Origin of the sequence: Propionivibrio limicola, from assembly GCF_009469695.1 — a bacterium.
Taxonomy (GTDB): Bacteria; Pseudomonadota; Gammaproteobacteria; order Burkholderiales; family Rhodocyclaceae; genus Propionivibrio; species Propionivibrio limicola.
In genome coordinates this window covers 14,747-35,275 of record NZ_SSSR01000007.1, presented here as the reverse complement: position 1 = coordinate 35,275, position 20,529 = coordinate 14,747, and the positions used below count along the sequence as shown (strand labels likewise).

16 protein-coding genes and 1 CRISPR repeat array (1 of these 17 running past the window's edge) are annotated in these 20,529 nt (G+C 60.5%); of the genes, 14 read left to right on the top strand and 2 right to left on the bottom strand.

Going from position 1 to position 20,529, the window contains the following annotated elements; translation table 11 throughout:
* Positions 1–83: 83 nt before the first annotated feature.
* From GH659_RS07255 to GH659_RS07220, 8 genes are all read left to right on the top strand, one after another.
* Positions 84–1,127 (top strand): rod shape-determining protein, encoded by a 1,044-nt coding sequence (locus GH659_RS07255; RefSeq protein WP_153110643.1) that lies wholly within the window; start codon positions 84–86, stop codon positions 1,125–1,127.
* A 140-nt stretch (positions 1,128–1,267) separates the two neighbouring features.
* Positions 1,268–2,200 (top strand): rod shape-determining protein MreC, encoded by a 933-nt coding sequence (mreC, locus tag GH659_RS07250; RefSeq protein ID WP_153110641.1) that lies wholly within the window; start codon positions 1,268–1,270, stop codon positions 2,198–2,200.
* A 3-nt stretch (positions 2,201–2,203) separates the two neighbouring features.
* Entirely contained in the window at positions 2,204–2,725 is a 522-nt protein-coding gene (mreD, locus tag GH659_RS07245) for a rod shape-determining protein MreD (RefSeq protein ID WP_153110639.1), read from the top strand.
* A 30-nt stretch (positions 2,726–2,755) separates the two neighbouring features.
* Positions 2,756–4,669: a penicillin-binding protein 2 gene (mrdA, locus tag GH659_RS07240; protein ID WP_425499983.1), complete on the top strand. Its 1,914-nt coding sequence runs from the start codon at positions 2,756–2,758 to the stop codon at positions 4,667–4,669.
* Positions 4,659–5,765 carry a rod shape-determining protein RodA gene (rodA, locus tag GH659_RS07235; protein ID WP_153110636.1) on the top strand — a complete coding sequence of 369 codons (1,107 nt, stop codon included), beginning with the start codon at positions 4,659–4,661 and terminating at the stop codon, positions 5,763–5,765. Before mrdA ends, rodA begins: the two co-directional genes overlap by 11 nt.
* Positions 5,766–5,781: 16 nt before the next feature.
* Entirely contained in the window at positions 5,782–6,798 is a 1,017-nt protein-coding gene (locus tag GH659_RS07230; protein ID WP_153110634.1) for a septal ring lytic transglycosylase RlpA family protein, read from the top strand.
* Positions 6,799–6,928: 130 nt separating this feature from the next.
* Positions 6,929–7,846, top strand: coding sequence for a transcriptional activator NhaR (gene nhaR, locus GH659_RS07225; protein ID WP_153110632.1), 918 nt, complete (start codon positions 6,929–6,931; stop codon positions 7,844–7,846).
* Positions 7,847–7,976: 130 nt separating this feature from the next.
* Positions 7,977–8,888, top strand: a complete 912-nt coding sequence (locus GH659_RS07220) for a Tim44 domain-containing protein (RefSeq protein ID WP_153110630.1) — start codon at positions 7,977–7,979, stop codon at positions 8,886–8,888.
* A gap of 352 nt (positions 8,889–9,240) precedes the next feature.
* Here the strand turns inward: GH659_RS07220 and ahpF are convergent, their stop codons facing one another.
* Together ahpF and ahpC are read right to left on the bottom strand one after the other, a co-directional pair.
* Positions 9,241–10,800 carry an alkyl hydroperoxide reductase subunit F gene (ahpF, locus tag GH659_RS07215; protein WP_153110628.1) on the bottom strand — a complete coding sequence of 520 codons (1,560 nt, stop codon included), beginning with the start codon at positions 10,798–10,800 and terminating at the stop codon, positions 9,241–9,243.
* 137 nt (positions 10,801–10,937) lie between these two features.
* The gene (gene ahpC, locus GH659_RS07210; protein ID WP_153110626.1) at positions 10,938–11,504 is read right to left on the bottom strand and encodes an alkyl hydroperoxide reductase subunit C; all 567 of its coding nucleotides are present in this window, start codon (positions 11,502–11,504) and stop codon (positions 10,938–10,940) included.
* 263 nt (positions 11,505–11,767) lie between these two features.
* Here ahpC and GH659_RS07205 point away from each other — a divergent pair, with 263 nt between their 5' ends.
* The 6 genes from GH659_RS07205 (at position 11,768) to cas2 (ending at position 20,358) form a co-directional block, all read left to right on the top strand.
* Entirely contained in the window at positions 11,768–13,156 is a 1,389-nt protein-coding gene (locus tag GH659_RS07205) for a diguanylate cyclase domain-containing protein (protein WP_170285840.1), read from the top strand.
* A gap of 116 nt (positions 13,157–13,272) precedes the next feature.
* Positions 13,273–14,895 (top strand): ABC-F family ATPase, encoded by a 1,623-nt coding sequence (locus tag GH659_RS07200; protein WP_153110623.1) that lies wholly within the window; start codon positions 13,273–13,275, stop codon positions 14,893–14,895.
* Between the two features lie 19 nt (positions 14,896–14,914).
* A complete protein-coding gene (locus GH659_RS07195; RefSeq protein WP_153110621.1) occupies positions 14,915–15,643 on the top strand; it encodes a GntR family transcriptional regulator in 729 nt (242 codons plus the stop codon).
* Between the two features lie 176 nt (positions 15,644–15,819).
* The gene (gene cas9 / locus GH659_RS07190) at positions 15,820–19,134 is read left to right on the top strand and encodes a type II CRISPR RNA-guided endonuclease Cas9 (RefSeq protein WP_211364147.1); all 3,315 of its coding nucleotides are present in this window, start codon (positions 15,820–15,822) and stop codon (positions 19,132–19,134) included.
* A 4-nt stretch (positions 19,135–19,138) separates the two neighbouring features.
* The gene (cas1, locus tag GH659_RS07185) at positions 19,139–20,023 is read left to right on the top strand and encodes a type II CRISPR-associated endonuclease Cas1 (RefSeq protein WP_153110617.1); all 885 of its coding nucleotides are present in this window, start codon (positions 19,139–19,141) and stop codon (positions 20,021–20,023) included.
* A gap of 26 nt (positions 20,024–20,049) precedes the next feature.
* Complete coding sequence (cas2, locus tag GH659_RS07180; RefSeq protein ID WP_153110615.1) at positions 20,050–20,358, top strand: CRISPR-associated endonuclease Cas2; 309 nt, start codon at positions 20,050–20,052, stop codon at positions 20,356–20,358.
* 62 nt (positions 20,359–20,420) lie between these two features.
* A CRISPR array of direct repeats spans positions 20,421–20,529; the repeat unit is 36 nt; unit sequence ATTGTAGCTTTCCGGGGTGAGAGAGGGAGCTACAAC (it continues 785 nt past the right edge of the window).

Genomic DNA, 20,529 nt, shown 5'->3' with positions numbered 1-20,529 from the left:
AAACAATAAGCCTTATAAGGTATCATAAATGCTTTGCTCGCCGCAGTTCTGCGGGAGTCCTACACGCACATACAGGCACAGGCATGTTCAGTTTTCTCCGCAGTTACTTCTCCAATGACCTGGCGATCGACCTCGGCACGGCCAACACGCTGATCTACGTTCGCGGCAAGGGCATTGTTCTCGACGAACCGTCGGTCGTCGCCATCCGCATGGACGGCGGCCCCAACGCCAAAAAATCGATTCAGGCCGTCGGCCAAAGCGCCAAGGAAATGCTCGGCAAGGCGCCGGGCGCCATCACCGTCATTCGTCCGATGAAGGACGGCGTGATCGCCGACTTCACCGTCACCGAGCAGATGTTGAAGCAGTTCATCCGTAAGGTGCACGATTCGCGCATGCTCTCGCCGAGCCCGCGCATCATCATCTGCGTGCCGTCGGGCTCGACGCAGGTCGAGCGCCGCGCCATCCGCGAATCGGCGCTCGGCGCCGGTGCGTCGCAGGTTTTCCTGATCGAGGAGCCGATGGCCGCCGCAATCGGTGCCGGCCTGCCGGTCTCCGAACCAACCGGTTCGATGGTCGTCGATATCGGTGGTGGCACCACCGAAGTCGGTGTCATCTCGCTCGGCGGCATGGTTTATTCCGGCTCGGTGCGCGTCGGCGGCGACAAGCTCGACGAAGCAATCATCAACTACATCAGCCGCAACTACGGCATGCTGATCGGCGAAAACACCGCCGAAAGCATCAAGAAGGGCATCGGTTCCGCCTTCCCGGGCGCCGAAGTCCGCGAAATGGAAGTTTCCGGCATCAACAAGGCCGAAGGCATTCCGCGCAAATTCACGATTTCGTCGAACGAAATCCTCGAAGCGCTGACCGAACCGCTCAACAACGTCGTTTCCGCCGTCAAGTCGGCACTCGAAAAGACGCCGCCCGAACTCGGTGCCGACATCGCCGACAAGGGCATGGTGCTGACCGGTGGCGGCGCGCTGCTGCGCGATCTTGACCGCCTGCTGATGGAAGAAACCGGCCTGCCGGTGATCGTCGCCGAAGAGCCGCTGACCTGCGTCGCGCGTGGCTGCGGCATGGCGCTCGAGCGCATGGACAAGCTCGGCAGCATCTTCGCCTCGGATTGACGGGCATAGCCAGAACGACGCAAAGAGTGTTGGCAGCCACGGCCGCCGCACTCTCGCCTGAGCGGGGCCGAAAACGGCTTTCGCTCACGGCTTGCCTCTCACGCCCCGCCCGCTCCGCTCGTTAGGCACCACCGAACCCCATGGACTATCAGCCGCCTCCCTTTTTCAAACGCGGCCCGGCGCCGCTGGCGCAGCTTTCGTTCTACGCCGCGCTTTCGCTGGCACTGATTTTTATCGATTCGCGCTTTCAGACGCTGGAGATCCTGCGCCAAGGGGTTTCCCTGATCACGCACCCGATCCAGCGCGTCGTCCAGAAACCGGTCGAGATGCTGCAGAACGCGGCCGGCTACCTGTCGGGCATGGATTCGCTGCGCGAACAAAACAGCCGCCTGGAACGCACCCACGTAGAAAATGCGACAACACTGCTGCGCGCGCAACATCTGGAAGCCGAAAACGAGCGACTGCGCCAGTTGCTCGAAGTCAAGGAAAGCAAGAAAGCGCAAGGGCGCGTCGCCCAGCTTCTCTATACGGTGCGCGATCCCTACTCCCGGCGCATCGTCGTTGACAAGGGGCAGCAGGACAACATTGTTCCCGGACAACCGGTCGTGGACGAAAAAGGTGTCATCGGCCAGGTAACGCGCGTCTTCCCCTACGTTTCGGAGGTCACCCTGATCACCGACAAGGATCAGGTGGTGCCCGTCCAGATCTTGCGCAACGGCCTGCGCTCCGTGGTATTCGGCGTCGGCAACGGGCGTCTCGAGCTGCGTTTTTTACCGAACAATGCCGACGTGGAAAAAGGCGACCTGATCGTCACTTCGGGACTGGACGGCATCTTTCTGCCCGGTCTGGCGGTGGCTCGGGTCGTCAGCGTGGAGCGCGACGCCTCGTATTCGTTCGCGCGCATCCATTGCGAACCGCTCGCCGGCGTCGAGAATTTCGGCCTCGTCATGGTGCTCGACCCGCGTGAACCGCTGGACCTGCCGGGCGAATTGACCGAAAAGGCGAGCAAATCCAAACCAGCCGACGGACGCGGCAAAGCCGCGGCCCGGAACGAACGGCCGCGCAAGGAATAACCGATGCCCCATTCCTTCGCCTCGTCGCGCATTCTTCTGCCGGTACGTCCCTGGTTTATCGGCCTCAGCCTGATCGCCGCCCTGACGCTCAATTTCCTGCCTACCTCGGCGTGGCCCTGGATGCCCGACTGGGTCGCCTTGGTACTGTTGTTCTGGAGCATCCGCGAACCGCGGCGGGTCGGCATGGGAAGCGCTTTTCTGCTCGGCGTCCTCATGGATGTCGCCGATGCCAGCGTGATGGGCCAGCATGCGCTGGCCTATGTTCTCGCCGCCTATGCTGCCTCTTCCCTGTCGCGTCGCATTTTGTGGTTTCCGATGGCACAGCAGGCCTTGCACGTTCTCGCCCTCCTCGCGATCGTGCAACTGATTCAACTCGGCGCCCGCGCCATGACCGGCGAGGAATTCCCCGGACTGGCTTACTTCATCGGACCTTTGATTGGCGCCCTCCTCTGGTGGCCGCTCACCTTCATCCTGTTGCTGCCGCAATACCGGCCGGTCGACCGCGACGAAAACCGCCCGATCTAGGCGCCAAAGAAAACTTCGGGACACACCGCCTTGCTTATCCGGCACTCGTCTTTCAACACCACCGACAGCGACCTCGACCGGTTCCGCAACCGGATCGTCGTCGTCGCGGCCTTGGTGCTGCTCGCCTTCGGCGTCCTGCTGGCCCGCTTCGTTTACCTGCAGGTCATCCAGCACGACTACTACACCACCCGCGCCGAAGACAACCGCATCTCGCTGGTGCCGATACCGCCCAACCGCGGCACCATCGTCGACCGCAACGGCATCGTGCTGGCGCGCAACTATTCGGCGTTCACCCTCGAAATCACGCCGTCGAAGGTCAAGGATCTGGACGCGACCATCGACGCGCTGGCGACGCTGGTCGACATTCAGCCCAAGGACAAACGGCGCTTCCGCAAGCTGCTCGAGGAAAGCAAGTCCTTCGAGAGCCTGCCGATCCGCGCGCGCCTTTCGGACGAGGAGGTGGCACGCTTTGCCGCCAACCGCTATCGTTTCCCCGGCGTGGAGGTCAAGGCCCGGCTGTTCCGGCAATACCCGCTCGGCCCCAGCGCCTCGCACGCCATCGGCTACATCAATCGCATCAACAAGAAAGACCTCGAGCACATCGAGGCCAACGACCAGGCCGCCAACTACAAGGGCACCGACCACATCGGCAAGACCGGCTTGGAGCAGAAATACGAGTTTCACCTGCACGGCATCACCGGTTACGAGCGGGTCGAAATCGACGCCGGCGGTCGCGCTGTGCGCGGCCTCTCACGCACGGCGCCGGTATCCGGCAACAACCTGACGCTAACGCTCGACATCAAGCTGCAGGAAATCGCCGAGAAAGCTTTCGGCGACCGGCGCGGCGCGCTCGTGGCCATCGAGCCGTCGACGGGCGGCATTCTGGCGCTCGTTTCGACCCCCTCCTTCGATCCCAATCTGTTCATCGACGGCATCCGCGCCGAAGACTGGAACGAACTCAACGATTCGCCGAATCGGCCAATGATCAACCGCGCCCTGAACGGCGCCTATCCACCGGGATCGACCTTCAAGCCGTTCATGGCGCTGGCCGCGCTTGAACTCGGCAAACGCACCGCCGGTCAAGCCATCGCCGACCCCGGCTTCTTCAACTTTGGCGGTCACACCTTCCGCGACGACAAGAAGGGCGGCCACGGCATCGTCGACATGTACAAATCGATCGTCGAATCGTGCGATACCTACTACTACATCCTCGCCAACGACATGGGCATCGACAACATCGCCCGCTTCATGGCCCCGCTCGGCTTCGGCAGCAAGACCGGAATCGACATCGACGGCGAATCGGCCGGCGTGTTGCCCTCGCCGGAATGGAAGAAACGCCGCTTCAAGCGCCGCGAACAGCAGAAATGGTTCGCCGGCGAAACGATCTCGATCGGCATCGGCCAGGGCTACAACGCGTACACGCCGATCCAGCTCGCCCAGGCCACCGCGATGCTGGTCAACAACGGCGTCCTCTTCCGTCCGCACCTCGTCAAATACATCACCGACAGCAAGAGCGGTGCGAAAACGATGATCGAGCCACAGCCGCTACGCTCGCTGCACTGGAAAAAGGAACACGTCGAAACGATCAAGAAGGCAATGGTTGGCGTCAACAAGGAAGGGACCGGCGCCCGCGCCTTCGCCGGTGCTGAATACACCTCCGGCGGCAAGACCGGCACGGCCCAGGTGTTCAGCCTGAAGGGCAGCGAATACAAGGCATCGCAGATCAAGGAGCACCTGCGCGATCACGCGCTGTTCATCGCTTTCGCCCCCGTCGACGAGCCGAAAATCGCCCTCGCCGTCCTCGTCGAAAACGGCGGTTTTGGCGCCCAGTCGGCCGCACCGATCGCACGCATGGTGCTCGATTACTACCTCCTGGGCAAAAAACCGAAAGGGGCGGCGCAGGAGGATGAAGCCGCGACCGAGGAGGATCCCCATGATCAATGATTATCTGCGCCGCTTCCGCGCCGGCCTCGTCGCCCACCTCGACCTGCCGCTGCTGCTCATCGTGCTTTGCCTGATGACCATCGGCCTGTTCACAATCTACAGCGCCACCTACTACGCGACCAACCGGACGGGTGACCAGGTGCTCAACCTGGCGGTCGGTTTCATCCTCATGCTTGCCGTTGCGCGCCTGTCGCCGCAAAAGCTGATGCGTTTCGCCGTTCCACTCTATGTCGCCGGAGTCGTGCTGTTGGTCTTGGTGGCCCTGTTCGGCATCACGGTCAATGGCTCCCGCCGCTGGCTGTCGCTCGGTTTCACGCGCATCCAGCCGTCGGAAATCCTCAAGATCGCGACACCGTTGATGATCGCCTGGTATTTCCAGAAGCACGAAGCGGCCTTGAATACCCGCCATTACATCGGCGCCTGCCTGCTGCTGCTGATCCCGTTCGCCCTGATCGCCAAGCAGCCCGACCTTGGCACGGCAGTCCTCGTCGGTAGCGCCGGTTTTTACGTCATCTTTTTTGCCGGATTGTCGTGGAAGGTGATCATCGGCCTGGTCGTCGCCGGTGCCAGCGCCGCCCCCTTTCTCTGGCACATGCTCCACGACTACCAGCGCCGGCGCATCCTGACCCTGCTTGACCCGTCGAGCGACCCGCTCGGCGCCGGCTACCACATCATCCAATCGACGATTGCCATCGGCTCCGGCGGCAGTTTCGGCAAGGGCTGGCTAGAAGGAACGCAGACACACCTCGAATTCATCCCCGAACGCCACACCGACTTCATCTTCGCCGTCTTCTCGGAGGAGCACGGGCTGCTTGGCAACGGCATCCTGCTCGTCCTCTATCTGATGCTGATCGGACGCGGCCTGATCATCGCCGCCAATGCCTCGACGCTGTTCGCCCGCGTCCTCGCCGGCTCGATTTCGCTCAGCTTCTTCACCTACGCCTTCGTCAACATGGGCATGGTCAGCGGCATTCTGCCGGTCGTCGGTGTCCCGCTCCCGTTCATGAGCTATGGCGGCACGGCGCTGGTGACCCTGTTTCTCGGGCTTGGTATGCTGATGAGCATTCAGTCGCACCGGATGCTGGTCAAGCAGTAGCAAGGAGGTCTCGGGGATGAGAAATCGCAGGAGCGCAACGCTGGTCATTCTTCTGTTGCTCGCCGGCTGCGGCGGACAACCGGCCCGCATCGGCGACGGCACGCCGGCCGGAACGGAAGCCGAAAAATCATCGACGAAGACGGCGCGCAAGCCCGCCGTGACGCTCAAGCGCGGCGGCGGTTACTACAAGGACGACGGCCCGGGCGACGACATTCCGGACAACCTCGACGACATCCCCGACGCCCAGCCGCGCCTCGAAGCGCTGCACCGCTTCGCCAACCGGCCCTACGTCGTCCTCGGCAAATCCTACGTCCCGGCCACCCAGCTACAACCGTTCAGGGAGCGTGGCATCGCCAGCTGGTACGGCAAGAAATTCCATGGCCAGAAGACCTCGATCGGCGAGCCGTACGACATGTTCTCGATGACGGCCGCGCACCCGACGCTGGCCATTCCGTCCTACGTGCGCGTCACCAACGTCAGCAACGGCAAGTCCGTCGTCGTGCGCGTCACCGACCGCGGCCCCTTCCATGCCGACCGTGTCATCGACCTCTCCTATGCCGCCGCCTACCGTCTCGATTACATCAACAACGGCAGCACGCAAGTCGAAGTTGAATCCATCATTCCCGACGGGTCGCTGATGCTGGCCTCAGCACCGCCCACGCCGGCGGCTTCGCTGCCCAAGCCACCGACAACCACCCAGACCGCCGGCCGCGATGAAATCGAAATGCTGGCCAGCAAACTGAGCAGCAGCGAGATCACCTTCACGCCGCAGACCGGTACCAGTCTGCCGCCGGTCGTGCAAAAAGGCGTCTTCCTGCAACTCGGCGCCTTTTCCAGCGCCGACAACGCCGAGAGCCTGCGTTCGCACCTGTCGCGCGAACTCGATTGGCTAACCGAAGGCATCCAGATCAATGCCGGCGGCGGCATCCATCGCGTGCATCTCGGCCCCTATCCGAGCCGGGCCGACGCCGAAAAGGTCGCCGAAAAAATCCGCTTGGCGCTCGGCTACAAGCCGGCGTTCGTAACGCGCTAACCGACAAGCCCCTCCTTTTTCCCGATCTACGCTCCAAACGGCCGATTGCGAAAATAATTGCATGGCAGCGGCAAGATCCCCGCCACTTTGCACTACCATTTTCGTTTCCGCGCCGCCGTGAATCACAACGATGCCAAGCCTGAACTACAAACATTTGCGCTATTTCTGGGTTGTTGCCAAATCGGGCAGCATCGCCCGCGCCAGCAAACACCTGCATTTGACGCCACAGTCGATCAGCGGCCAGCTTGGCGAATTCGAGTCGGTGCTGGGCATTGAACTGTTCCGTCGCGTTGGACGAGGTCTCGAACTGACCGAGGCCGGCGAACGCATGCTCGGCTACGCCGAACAGATTTTCGCGCTCGGCGATGAATTGATCGATTCGCTGCGCGACCAGTCATTTTCTCAATGCAAGCCGTTCCGCATCGGCATCGCCGACTCGGTGCCGAAAATGGTCGCTTTTCGCCTGGTCAAACCCTCGCTCTCCAGCGAGGAGCCGATCAAGCTGATCTGCCGCGAAGGCCGCCTGACGACGCTACTCGCCGATCTGGCGGTGCATCGGCTCGACATGGTGATCGCCGACCGGCCGATGCCCGAGAATCTCAACGTGCGCGGCTACGATCATTTTCTCGGCGAAAGCGGGATCAGTTTCTTCGGCACCGGGGAACTGCTCGGGCAAACCGACCTCCCCTTTCCGCAACTGCTCGATGGCGCGCCCTTCCTCCTGCCCGGTGCCGACGTCGCCCTGCATACACGGCTGATGCGCTGGTTCGAAGCCGAACGCCTGCGCCCGCGCATCATCGGCGAGTTTGACGACAGTGCCTTGCTCAAGGCTTTCGGCCAGGCCGGTATCGGCTTTTTCGCTGCACCGTCGGCGATCGAAAGCGAGCTCATGCAAAAGAGCGGCATCACGGTCATCGGGCGCACCGACGCCGTGCGCGAGCAAATCTACGCGATCACCAACGAGCGTAAACTCAGCCACCCGATCATCGCCACGATCTGCCGCGAGGCCCAGCACACGATTTTCGGTGACGCCGGTTCGCCGAACTGAAGCCGCAAGACCTCCCGGCAACCACGCAACACACAGGATTTTTCGACGCATCCAAGCCAATAATCCTTGTTTTCTTTGCAATCAGAGTTGCGTACCCTTACGCACTCTTTCCTAACTCAGGAGTTCAAACATGAAATTTCTCTCGTTGCTGGCTGTTATCTTTGCACTCGGGCTGACGCTGACAGCGGGCGATGCCGAAGCCGCCAAGCGCTTCGGCGGCGGTAAATCCTTCGGTATGCAACGGCAGTCCTCCACGTTCAACAAGCAGAACGCCGCGCCGGCCCCCAACCAGGCCACGGCGCCCAGCGCGGCCAAGAGCGCAACCCCCGGACCACAAGCCGCGCCAGCCAAACGTTCCTGGATGGGGCCTCTGGCCGGCCTCGCCGCCGGTCTCGGTCTGGCGGCACTGGCCTCGCACCTCGGCTTCGGCGAGGGATTGGCGTCGATCATGATGATCGCGTTGCTGGCCATGGTCGCGATGGCGGTGATCGGCTTCTTCATGCGCCGGCGGGCCGCCGCGCAGGGCGGTTCCCGCGTGAGCGGTCTGCAATACGCGACGGCGGGCGCCAACCCGTCGGCCGACGTCAGGCCGTTTGAATATACGGCACCGGTCGGCGGGGGATCGTCCAACACCGCGAGTACCACGGATACCCCGACAGGCGCAGCCATCCCGGCCGATTTCGATGCCGATGCCTTCGTCCGCAACGCCAAGGTCAATTTCATCCGCCTGCAGGCCGCCCATGATGCCGGCAACCTCGACGACATCCGCGAATTCACGACGCCGGAAATGTTCGCCGAGATCAAGATGAACCTCTCCGAACGCGGAAACGCCGCGCAGCAGACCGACGTCGTCACGCTCGACGCGGAAGTGGTCGAAGTCGTCCAGGAAGCGACGCGCTACATCGTCAGCGTGCGGTTTACCGGCCTGATTCGTGAGGACAAGGACGCGACGCCGGAAGCGATCGATGAGATCTGGCACCTTACCAAGGCAACCAGCGGCTCCGGCGGCTGGGTCGTGGCCGGGATCCAGCAGACGCAATAATCACCTCGCTACATTCCGGGCAACCGACGTAGCTTACAGCCCCCGGCGCCGCCCTGCGGCCCCGGGGGTTTTTTTCTCGATCAGCCAGCCCGTCTCCAATCTCGAATGCATTCGTGGCGAACGCCGTCTTTTCGCCGGCATCGGATTCCACGTCGCCGCCGGCGAACTCGTTTATCTGACGGGACAGAATGGCTCCGGAAAAACCAGCTTGCCGCGCCTCCCGTGCGAACTCTCGCCCCCGCGTCCGGCGACATCTTCTGGCACGGCAAGCCGATCGGACAAGCGCCCATAGCAAACGGGCCGGAGAAATCCCCCGGCCCGCCCATTCCTTTGCGCAACAACGGACCGTCGTTTATTCCGGGGCCGAATTGCGGATCAGGTAGTCGAACGCCGAGAGCGACGCCTTGGCGCCTTCGCCCATGGCGATGATGATCTGCTTGTACGGCACCGTCGTGCAGTCGCCGGCCGCAAAGACACCCGCCATCGACGTCTGGCCACGGTTGTCGACCTCGATCTCACCGCGCGGCGAGAGGTTGAGCGTCCCCTTGAGCCAATCGGTGTTCGGCAAGAGGCCGATCTGCACGAAGATGCCTTCGAGCTCGACCTTGTGCGAGTCGCCGGTCGCCCGGTCCTTGTAAACGAGGCCGTTGACCTTTTCGCCGTCGCCGGTCACCTCGGTCGTCTGCGCCTGTGTGATGACCTTGACGTTGGGCAGGCTGAACAGCTTTTTCTGCAGCACGGAATCGGCGCGCAAGGCCGGATCGAATTCGAGCAAAGTCACGTGGCCAACGATACCGGCCAAGTCGATCGCCGCTTCGACGCCGGAGTTGCCGCCGCCGATCACCGCCACGCGCTTGCCCTTGAACAGCGGGCCGTCGCAGTGCGGGCAGAAACAAACGCCGCGCGCCTTGTATTCCTTCTCGCCCGGCACGTTCATTTCGCGCCAGCGGGCGCCGGTCGACAGAATGACCGTCTTGCTCTTCAGCGTCGCGCCGTTCGCCAGGCGCACTTCGGTCAGTCCGTCGGGATCGCTGACCAACGCCTCGGCGCGTTGCAAATTCATGATATCCACGTCGTAGATGCGGACATGCTGCTCGAGGCCGGCGGCGAGTTTCGGCCCGTCGGTTTCCTTGACCGAGATGAAGTTTTCGATCGCCAGCGTGTCGAGCACCTGGCCGCCGAAACGCTCGGCGACGACGCCGGTGCGCACGCCCTTGCGTGCCGCGTAGATCGCCGCCGCTGCACCGGCTGGCCCGCCGCCGACGACAAGCACGTCGAACGCTGCCTTCGCCGCAATCTTTTCGGCTTCGCGCGCCGCCGCGCCGGTGTCGATCTGGGCGACGATCTCTTCGAGCGTCATGCGCCCCTGGCCGAACGGTTCGCCATTCAGGAAAACGGTCGGCACGGCCATGATCTGGCGCTGCTCAACCTCATCCTGGAACAGCGCGCCGTCGATCATGGCGCTGCTGATGCCGGGATTGAGCACGGCCATCAGATTGAGCGCCTGCACGACATCCGGGCAGTTGTGGCAGGACAGGGAAATGAAGGTCTCGAAGCGGAAGGTGCCGGAAAGTGCCTTGATCTGTTCGATGACCGCCGGCTCGACCTTCGGCGGATGGCCGCCCGTCTGCAGCAAAGCCAGAACGAGCGAGGTGAATTCGTGCCCCATCGGGATGCCGGCGAACTGGATGCGCGCCGGTTCGCCGGGACGGCCGACGGAGAACGACGGACGCCGGGCATCGTGACCGTCAAAGCGGACCGCCACCTTGTCCGACAGCTCGGCGATGTCGGTCAGCAGGCCCCGCACCTCCCCGGACTTGGCGCCCGCATCAAGCGAGGCGACGAGTTCAATCGGTTGCTGCAATCTTTCGAGATAGGCCTTGAGTTGGGTCTTGATGGCGGCGTCGAGCATTCTTTTCTCCCAGTGCGACGGGTGGTTTTTTATTGAGGAAGCATTGACTGAGGGGAAACCGTCACCTGCGGAAGCGGGACTCCAGGACAACTCGCTGGCCCCGGCATGCGCCGGGGTGACGGAGGACCTTGCGTAACTTAGATCTTGCCGACGAGGTCGAGCGACGGCGCCAGCGTGGCGTCGCCTTCATTCCACTTGGCCGGGCAGACTTCACCCGGGTGCGAGGCGACGTATTGCGCGGCCTTGACCTTGCGCAACAGTTCGGAAGCGTCGCGGCCGATGCCGCCGGCGTTGATTTCGATGATCTGGATCTTGCCCTGTGGATCGATCACGAAGGTGCCACGCTCGGCGAGGCCGGCTTCCTCGATCATCACGCCGAAGTTGCGGCTGATCACGCCGGTCGGGTCGCCAACCATCACGTATTCGATCTTCTTGATCGTTTCCGAGCTGTCGTGCCATGCCTTGTGCGTGAAGTGCGTGTCGGTCGACACGCTGTAGATCTCGACGCCGAGCTTCTTGAATTCGGCGTAGTTGTCGGCCAGATCGCCGAGTTCGGTCGGGCAGACGAAGGTAAAGTCGGCCGGATAGAAGAAGACCACCGACCACTTGCCGCGCAGATCGGCGTCGGAGACGGCAACAAATTTGCCGTTATGGAAGGCGGTGGCGTTGAACGGGAGAACTTCGGAATTGATCAGTGATTTCATCGTTACGACTCCTTGTTTCGGGTTGAAAAGTGAAGCGACGAGTGAATCTTAAAGACACACAAATCATTTAACCAATTGATTGTTTCGATAACAACGATAGCCTTTGTTTATCGTTGTTATTCAGGTGTGACGGAACGGCCATGACACATGCCTTGTCCCAAAGCGCCGGGAGCCCAGATGCTACAATCCTAACGCGTCCCCGGACAAGCTTGAAAACCCAACCATTACAGACAATCCGGAACGCATCGAGGTTCCGGCTTACCATGACCCGCCACCAGAATTCGCACAGCGCCGTCGCACGTCACATCGGGCTTGCCTTGAACCGGGCATCCATGACACGCGGTTTTGCCGGCCTGGCGGCCTTGCTGGTCGGTCTCTCGCTGATCACGACCACGGAAACCCTGATTGCCCTCCGCGCCAGGGAGATTGCGTCGGAAAATTCGGCGAAAACTCTGGCCATCGCCTCCGAACTGCGCGCCCGCACCGACCGCGAACTCAACTCCGTGCTCTATCTGTCGAGCGGCATCGTCGGCTATCTGGCCGTGCGCCACGATCAACTCGACAGCGAGGAAATCAACCGCATCCTGGAAACTGTGCATGGCTTCGGGCGCCACATCCGGAACTTTTCCATCGCCATCGGCACGCGCATGACTTACGTCTGCCCGCGTGCCGGAAACGAACAGGCGCTTGGTCGCGATTACCGCGACATTCCGGCGCAATGGCCGGCTGTTCGGCAAGCCGTCGAAAATCACCAGACGGTACTGACCGGGCCGGTTAACCTGGTTCAGGGCGGCACCGGCCTGATTTACCGCGTTCCCGTCATCGTCGAGGGCAAATACTGGGGCCTGCTGTCGACGGTGATCGACATACCCTCGCTGCACCAAGCGGTATTCGAGGGAATGGAGGACAAGTCTTTCGAGTTCACCCTGCGTAGCGAAGAACGGAACGGCGCGCCCGGCGGCATCCTGTGGGGACGGCCCGAACTGTTCGCCGATCCGGCCACCGTGCAACTCAAGGCCGAGATGCCCAGCGGCACCTGGACCTACGCTGTACGCAACAACGACAAGGGCCGCGCCGATCTGGCATGGACAATTCGCAGCATTGGCTGGCTTCTCGCCGTGCTGGGCGGCCTCTGCGTTTTCACAGTACTCCGCCAGCGCAGCGAAATGGCACGTCTGGCCGGCTTTGACAGCCTCACCGAACTGCCCAACCGGCGCCTGTTCGACGACCGCCTGGAACAGAGCATCCGGCGATTGATGCGGCGCAACGGCGGACAAATCGCCGTCATTTTCATCGACCTCAACGGTTTCAAGCCCATCAACGATCGATACGGGCATAAATTCGGCGACCGGGTACTGCACATATTCGCCACCCGACTCCAGCAAGAAGTACGCCTTGCCGACACCGTCTCGCGCTGGGCAGGCGACGAATTCGCCATCCTCATTGAGGACGCCGACGAAGCCCTCCTCGCCCGCGTGATCGAACGCCTGCGCAAACGCGCAAGCGCCGCCTTCGAAATCGACGGCCTTTCGCTTCACGTCGGCGCGGCGATTGGCGCGGCGCTGTATCCGGCCGAAGCGGCCACCCCCGCCGCACTGATCGAGCTCGCCGACCGGCGCATGTACGAGGACAAAGACGAAAAGCGCGACTGATCGCGCGCCACCCGTTTTACGATTCGTCAAATCCTTACTCTTCTTCCCGGCAGCAGACCGCGCGCCTCGGGTACAATGGCGGGCTTGTCAAATCAAAGACTTTCCGAGGTTTTCGAGTGCTCGTCGCCGCCAACATCACCATGCAGTTCGGGGCCAAGCCCCTGTTTGAAAACGTTTCCGTCAAGTTTGGCGAAGGCTTTCGTTATGGCCTGATCGGCGCCAACGGCGCCGGCAAGTCGACCTTCATGAAGATCCTCGCCGGCGAGCTGGAGCCCACCGCCGGCAATGTCTCGAAGGATGCCCACGAGCGCATGGCCTATCTGCGCCAAGATCAGTTTGCCTACGAAGACATGCGCGTTATCGACGTGGTCATGATGGGGCACGAGCAGATGTGGGCCTGCATGCAGGAAAAGGACGCGATCTACGCCAATCCGGAGGCCACCGAAGAAGACTTCATGCACGCCGCCGAACTGGAAAGCAAGTTCGCCGAGTATGACGGCTACACCGCCGAAGCACGTGCCGGCGAATTGCTGCTTGGCGTCGGCATTCCGTTGGAACAGCATTTTGGCCCGATGAGCGAAGTCGCGCCGGGCTGGAAACTGCGCGTGCTGCTGACGCAGGCGCTGTTCGCCAATCCCGAAATCCTGCTGCTCGACGAACCGACCAACAACCTCGACATCGCCACCATCCGCTGGCTGGAGAATGTGATCAACGAGCGTAACAGCACGATGATCATCATCTCCCACGACCGTCACTTCCTGAACCAGGTGTGTACGCACATGGCCGATCTGGATTACGGCAAGATCACCGTCTATCCGGGCAACTACGACGACTTCATGGAAGCCTCGACGCAGGCGCGCGAACGTCAGGCTTCGGCCAACGCCAAGGCCAAGGAACGCATTGCCGAACTGCAGACCTTCGTCCGCCGCTTCTCGGCCAACGCCTCGAAAGCCAAGCAGGCAACCAGCCGCATGAAGCAGATCGACAAGCTCAAGCCCGAGGACATCAAGCCGTCGTCGCGCCAGTACCCGTGGATCCGCTTCGAATACGACGAGAAGGAAAAACTGCACCGTCTGGCCGTCGAAATCGAAAAGCTGACCTTTGCCTACGAAGGCAGCGAGCGCAAGATTTTCAACAACTTCGATCTGGCGCTCAATGCCGGTGACCGTCTGGCCATCATCGGTGAAAACGGCGTCGGCAAATCGACGCTGCTCAAGCTGTTGATGGGCGAACTGCAACCACAGTTCGGCACCGTCAAATGGACCGAAAAAGCGCGCGTCGGCTATTACGCGCAGGACCACGCCGAGGACTTCAAGGGCGATACCAGCCTGACCGAGTGGGTCGCCGAGTACGCACGCGCCAACGCCGCCGAGGGCGAGGATCTGGAAACGCTGATTCGCGGCACGCTGGGCCGTTTGCTGTTCTCCGGCGACGAGGTCAAGAAATCGGTCAACGTCATTTCCGGCGGCGAACAGGGCCGCATGATCTTCGGCAAGCTGATGCTGATGAAGAACAACGTGCTGGTGCTCGACGAACCGACCAACCACCTGGACATGGAATCGATCGAATCGCTGAACACCGCGCTCGAAAAATTCAAGGGCACGCTGGTTTTCGTCTCGCACGACCGCGAGTTCGTCTCCTCGCTGGCGACGCGCATCCTCGAAATCCGCATGGACGGCACCATCGTCAATTACCTCGGTAATTACGAAGAGTATCTGGCCAGCCAGGGGATTGAATAACCACACCGCCGCATCGACCATGCCACGCGCCATCTCGTCCTCCCGCAGCGGCTCGCTGACCTCCCGCGTCACCGACCGCCTGCGCCGGGCCATCCTCGACGCCGAACTCGGGCTTGGCGAGGCGCTTTCCGAAGACAAGCTCGCTACCGCCCTCGGCGTCAGCCGCACGCCGGTGCGCGACGCGCTGACGGCGCTGCAGGTACAAGGGCTGATCGACATCCGGCCGCAGCGCGGCAGTTACGTATTCATGCCAACGCGGCAGGATGTCGCCGAGTTGTGCGAATTCCGGACCATTCTCGAAGTGCAGGCAATCGCGCTCAGTAGCACCCGGCACAAGCAGGCAACCCTCGCCCTGCTGCGCCAATCGATCGACGAAATGGAGGCCGCCAAGGCAGCCAACGATTTTCTCGCGGTAGCCCACGCCGATACGGACTTTCATGCGTCGTTCGTCGAAAACAGCGGCAACAAGTACCTGATCGAGGCCTATCGCGTCTCCTCGGGCCGTTTTGTCGCGCTGCGCTCGCATGTCCTGCTGGCCGTCGGCGACGTGCGCACGCGCTCGATGTCCGAGCACTGGGCAATCGTCAATGCCTTTGAACAGGGCAACATCGCCGAAGCCGAAGCGGTTCTTACCGAGCACATCGCCAAGGCGCTCGACGCCTTCGATCTGGCGCTGGAACACGGCCTCCTCACCAAGCCTTACACATCCCTCAGCGAATCCGGTCTGACGCTGCAGATCGACGACTGACGGCCACCGCCCGGGCAGAAAAACCAAACAAGAAATGAAAAGGCCCGACAGGTTTCCCTGTCGGGCCGGATTCGGTCGTCATCTTTCGATGACACCTTATTGTAGCAACGGCTCTCACCCCGGAAAGCTACAAACGGGCGTATTCTACCTGCATTTGAATAATGCCAGGTCAATTTATGCAACACGCGTACACACTCGGACTGGATATAGGCATCGCTTCCGTCGGCTGGTGCCTGCTTGGTGAAAACCGCCTAATCGACTTAGGCGTCCGCGCTTTCGACAAGGCGGAAACGGCCAAGGAAGGTGATCCGCTAAACCTCACCCGGCGCATGGCTCGTCTCGCACGCCATCGCCTTGCCCAACGCGCATGGCGTCTAAAAAAACTGACACGAGAACTCAAGCGCCATGGCCTGATCGAGGATAAGCGGCATTTTCAGCCGAGCAATCCGGCAGAAGTGTCTCCGTGGAAACTGCGCGTTGAGGGGTTGGACAGAAAGCTGAACAGAGATGAGTGGGCGCGGGTTATCTATCACCTCTGCAAACACCGGGGCTTTCACTGGGTTAGCCGTGCCGAGGAAAAACAGGCGGAAGGTGATGCGAAAGGCGAAGGCGGTCGGGTCAAACGTGGGCTATCTGGCACACGTCGCCTCATGGAAGAAAAAAGCTATCGCTCGGTTGCCGAAATGTTGCTCACCGAGTTTCCCAACGCACAGCGCAACAAACAGGGCGAATACACAAAAGCGATCTCTCGTTTGCTGCTTGGCGAGGAACTGAAAACGCTGTTTTCTCTCCAGCGCAAATTCGGCAACCCATATACAAGCGCCCCCCTGGAAATGACCATTCTGGGCAATGGTGACCGAAAAAACGGCTTGTTCTGGCGGCAGAGGCCGGCACTTTCCGGAGCCGCCTTGCTCAAAATGCTGGGCAAATGCACATTTGAAAAAGCAGAACACCGCGCGCCCAAAGCCAGTTTCACCGCCGAGCGCCAGGTCTGGCTGACCCGACTGAACAACCTGCGCATCGTGTGCGACGGCGTCACCCGCCCCCTCAATGCTGAAGAACGCGCGATAGCTCTTCCACTGCCCTATCTGCAAGCCAGCGATCTGACCTACAAGCAACTGCATAGCGCACTCGTCAAAAAAGGCCTGCTGCCAGAATCGTTCGAATTTGCGGGACTGCGTGCGGCCAAAGAAGGCAAAGACCCCAAGTCGGAAAAGCTGATTCGTTTGCCCGCCTGGCAGGAGCTTCGCAACACCCTGAAAAGAGCCGGACTGGAAACCGAATGGGAAAGTCTCGCTGGCGCGGCTAATGGCGGCAATCCGCATACACTCGACGACATCGCCCGAATTCTCAGTATCTACAAAGAAGACGACGAGGCCCGCACCGAGCTGGAAAAACTGGAGCTGCCCAATCGGGAAAGGATGGTCGAAGCACTGCTCGACATTCGTTTTGATAAGTTCCATGCGCTGTCGCTGAAGGTGCTTCGCAAAATTGTCCCGTTCATGGAACAGGGGCAACGCTACGACGAAGCCTGTGTTTCCGCCGGCTATCATCACAGCCAGTTGCACGCACCGGATGAAAGCAAATTCCGCACGTTGCCGCCGCTATACAAAGGACGAGACTCCGATGGCCGTATGCTTTTTGCTGAAGATGCTGATATTCCACGCAATCCGGTGGTTTTAAGAGCGTTGAATCAGGCGCGTAAGGTTGTTAACGCGATTGCGCGGCGTTATGGATCGCCGATGGCGGTAAATATCGAAATGGCGCGTGATTTGTCCCGGCCGCTTGATGAACGCAACAAGATCAAGAAAGAGCAGGACGAATACCGCACCCGAAATGAACGCGACAAAACCCTGTTCATCGAAGAATTCGGGCAAGAGCCCAAAGGCGGCGAATTCGAGAAATTTCGCCTTTACCGCGAACAGCTGGGCAAATGCGCCTATTCCCAGGAGGCCATCGACCTCGACCGTTTGCTCGAAGCCGGTTACGTCGAAATCGACCATGCACTCCCCTACTCGCGCAGTTTCGACGATGGCAAGAACAACAAAGTACTCGTTCTCGCCCGGGAAAATCGCGACAAAGGCAATCGCACACCGTATGAATATCTTGGCGGAGCAGAAAACAGCCCGCGCTGGCAGCGATTTGTGGTGTTCGTTGAAACAAACAAGGCCTACCGGTTAGCGAAACGCAGCCGCTTGTTGCGCAAGGAGTTCGGAAGCAAAGAGGCTGAAGAGTTCAAGGAGCGCAACCTGAACGACACCCGCTACATCTGCAAATTCTTCAAAAACCATGTCGAGCGCTACCTGCAACTCGCAGACGGCAGCGAGGTCAAGCGCTGTGTCGTTCTCAGCGGACAAATGACCGCCTTTTTGCGTGCGCGCTGGGGAATCAACAAAATCCGCAGCGAGAGTGACCGCCATCACGCATTGGACGCCGCCGTCATCGCCGCCTGCTCGCATGGCATGGTCAAACGTCTGGCCGATTATTCACGCACGCGGGAATTACATCAGGTTCGTGACGGCTTTATCGACACGACCACAGGCGAAATCATCAACCCCGCCAAATTCCGACAACTGAAACAGCACTTTCCGGAACCGTGGTCGCACTTCCGCCATGAGCTTGAATCCCGTCTCAAAACAGATGACCGCATGCAGCTTCGTGCCGATATAGAACGCTTTGGCACCTACGACGATGCCGCGCTCGACGCACTACTCCCCCTGTTCGTCTCCCGCGCGCCGCAACGGCGCAATGGCGGTGCCGCACACAAGGACACCATCTACGCGCAACCGGCACGGTTTCAACAACTAGGCAGCGTAACGCAGAAAGTACCGCTGGCCAGCCTGAGCCTGAAAGACATTGACAAGCTAATTGATCCGCACCGGAACGAAAAACTCTACGCCGCCATTCGGGAACGCCTGAATGCACATGGAGGCAAGGGAGAGAAGGCTTTTCCACCCGACAATCCGCTTCGTAAACCCGACCGGGATGGAAACCCGACCGGCCCGGTTGTGCGTAGCGTCACGATGCTCATCGACAAGCTCTCCGGCATTCCTGTTCGGGGCGGCATCGCAAAAAACGACAGCATGTTGCGGGTGGATGTTTTCACGAAAGCGGGCAAATTCCATCTCGTGCCAGTCTATGTGCACCACAAAGTGACCGTGTTGCCAAACCGGGCGATTGTGCAGGCCAAGGACGAAGGCGAATGGACGCTGATCGACGAGACGTTTGACTGGTGTTTCTCGCTTTATCCGAACGATCTGGTCAGAGTTACACAAAAAGGCAAACAACCAATTATTGGCTATTACTCGAGTTGCCATCGTGGGACAGGAAATCTAAACATTTGGGTACATGACCGAAATCAGCAGGTGGGCAAAGATGGAATGCTTGAAGGGATTGGCGTAAAAACCGCCTTGGCATTAGAGAAACTCCACGTCGACACCCTCGGCCATATCTACCCGGCGCAACCGGAGCCACGCCGTGGGCTGGCGTAGCGTAATGATCTCCCGGCCAGCCCGTCTGCGTCGGGAGCACTTCTCGCTCGCTATCGAGCAGGAAGAAACGGCCTTTATCCCGTTTGAAGACATTGCCGTCATCGTCCTCAACCACCGGCAAATCAACCTGACCCATCCGGTGCTATCTGCCTGCGCCGAATATGGGATCGGACTCTATGCAACCGGCGACAACCATCAGCCGAACGGCATTTTCCTGCCCTTTCTGTCGCATTCGAGAACGACGCGCCTGATGCGAAAGCAACTCGACGTCAGCAAGCCGCTTGCCAAACAGGCATGGGCCAACATCGTCCGCCGCAAGATCGAAAACCAGGCGGCATGCCTACGTTTGGCTGCGCGACAGGGAGCGGACCGCCTGAGTTCATACGCGAACCGGGTTCGCTCTGGCGACGTCGACAATATCGAAGGACAAGCCGCCGCCTTTTATTTCGCGCAACTCTTCGGCCCCGGTTTCTACCGTGCCGAAGAGCGCTGGATCAATGCTGCGCTCGATTATGGCTACGCTGTTCTCCGTGGAGCAATTGCGCGCGGCCTTGTCGCCCACGGTCTGCATCCTCCGCTGGGTATTTTCCATGCCAGCGAGCAAAACGCCTTCAACCTTGCTGACGACCTGATCGAACCATTTCGCCCCGTGGTCGATCTGCATGTTGCAAAGAATCCCCCAAGTACAGAAGGCGATCTTTCACCAAAAGACAAAGCCGATCTGGTTGCCCTGCTCAATGTCGACCTCGCGATGCCACAGGGCAAGATGTCTGTCATGTCGGCAATCGAATACGCAGTGGAGAGCCTTGGGCGACTTTTCGAGCAAGAAGATAGCCATCTCGAATTGCCTTCCCTGATTGGACTCAGAACACACACGCTGGACTATTAAACATGAGCAGGGAGACGCGACGTTTCATGCGACTGATTGTCTTCTTCGACCTACCGATGGTCACAAAAACCGAAAAGCGCGCCTACGTTCAATTCCGGCGCTTCTTGCTCAACGACGGTTACGACATGATCCAGTGGTCCGTCTACGGTCGCCTGCTCAATGGTTCGGACGATCAAGAAAAACACCTCAAGCGTTTGGTAGACAGCCTTCCTCCCGCCGGCTCCGTCCGTTGCATGACAGTCACTGAAAAGCAGTTCGCCGGCATCCGTCTGCTCGTCGGCATGCGCCTTTTTCAAGAAAAAACGGTCACAGCCGAACAAATGCTACTTTTCTGACACGGATTTTTCAGAAAAAATTCCCGCCCAGCTCACGCCGGGCGGGAATTTTGGGGAGGTCTATTGTAGCTTTCCGGGGTGAGAGAGGGAGCTACAACCTTCATTCTTGCGTACTGTGCTGCTTTGCAATTGTAGCTTTCCGGGGTGAGAGAGGGAGCTACAACCCTCTTG

Coding starts and splice junctions, on each gene's coding strand:
- cas2 (WP_153110615.1), top strand. CDS start 20,050: ATGCGACTGATTGTCTTCTTCGACCTACCGATGGTCACAAAAACCGAA.
- mreD (WP_153110639.1), top strand. CDS start 2,204: ATGCCCCATTCCTTCGCCTCGTCGCGCATTCTTCTGCCGGTACGTCCC.
- mreC (WP_153110641.1), top strand. CDS start 1,268: ATGGACTATCAGCCGCCTCCCTTTTTCAAACGCGGCCCGGCGCCGCTG.
- GH659_RS07220 (WP_153110630.1), top strand. CDS start 7,977: ATGAAATTTCTCTCGTTGCTGGCTGTTATCTTTGCACTCGGGCTGACG.
- ahpC (WP_153110626.1), bottom strand. CDS start 11,504: ATGAAATCACTGATCAATTCCGAAGTTCTCCCGTTCAACGCCACCGCC.
- GH659_RS07255 (WP_153110643.1), top strand. CDS start 84: ATGTTCAGTTTTCTCCGCAGTTACTTCTCCAATGACCTGGCGATCGAC.
- GH659_RS07230 (WP_153110634.1), top strand. CDS start 5,782: ATGAGAAATCGCAGGAGCGCAACGCTGGTCATTCTTCTGTTGCTCGCC.
- rodA (WP_153110636.1), top strand. CDS start 4,659: ATGATCAATGATTATCTGCGCCGCTTCCGCGCCGGCCTCGTCGCCCAC.
- nhaR (WP_153110632.1), top strand. CDS start 6,929: ATGCCAAGCCTGAACTACAAACATTTGCGCTATTTCTGGGTTGTTGCC.
- GH659_RS07195 (WP_153110621.1), top strand. CDS start 14,915: ATGCCACGCGCCATCTCGTCCTCCCGCAGCGGCTCGCTGACCTCCCGC.
- cas9 (WP_211364147.1), top strand. CDS start 15,820: ATGCAACACGCGTACACACTCGGACTGGATATAGGCATCGCTTCCGTC.
- ahpF (WP_153110628.1), bottom strand. CDS start 10,800: ATGCTCGACGCCGCCATCAAGACCCAACTCAAGGCCTATCTCGAAAGA.
- cas1 (WP_153110617.1), top strand. CDS start 19,139: ATGATCTCCCGGCCAGCCCGTCTGCGTCGGGAGCACTTCTCGCTCGCT.
- GH659_RS07205 (WP_170285840.1), top strand. CDS start 11,768: ATGACCCGCCACCAGAATTCGCACAGCGCCGTCGCACGTCACATCGGG.